At 47.9% G+C, this 353-nt stretch carries 1 protein-coding gene; it reads right to left on the reverse strand.

Annotated features, from left to right (window positions below):
• On the reverse strand, window positions 1-353 hold a 353-nt coding region (locus AB4585_RS28765; RefSeq protein WP_372172194.1), incomplete at both ends, for a DEAD/DEAH box helicase.

Consider the following 353-nt stretch of genomic DNA (forward strand, 5'->3'; position numbering starts at 1 on the left):
CACCAATACTTCTAGCTCAGAGAACTTCACCGCATTTTGGCTGTGCAGATCTAGCAAGCGACCAGGCGTTGCTACTAATACATCACAACCCTTGCGAAGATTAAGCATCTGAGGATTGATCTTAACGCCACCAAACACAACGGTAGAGGTTGTTTCTAGGTGTGCGCCGTATTTTACTACGCTGTCATGTACTTGAGCAGCAAGCTCACGAGTTGGTGTTAGAACAAGAGCGCGAACGTGATTTCCTTTTGGTCTTGGCCCAGTACTCAATCGCTCAAGCAGAGGTAGAGTAAAACCAGCGGTCTTACCTGTACCCGTTTGAGCTGCGGCCATAACGTCCTTGCCTTCAATAA

Source organism: Vibrio sp. 10N.222.49.C9, assembly GCF_041474985.1.
Classification (GTDB): domain Bacteria; phylum Pseudomonadota; class Gammaproteobacteria; order Enterobacterales; family Vibrionaceae; genus Vibrio; species Vibrio crassostreae_C.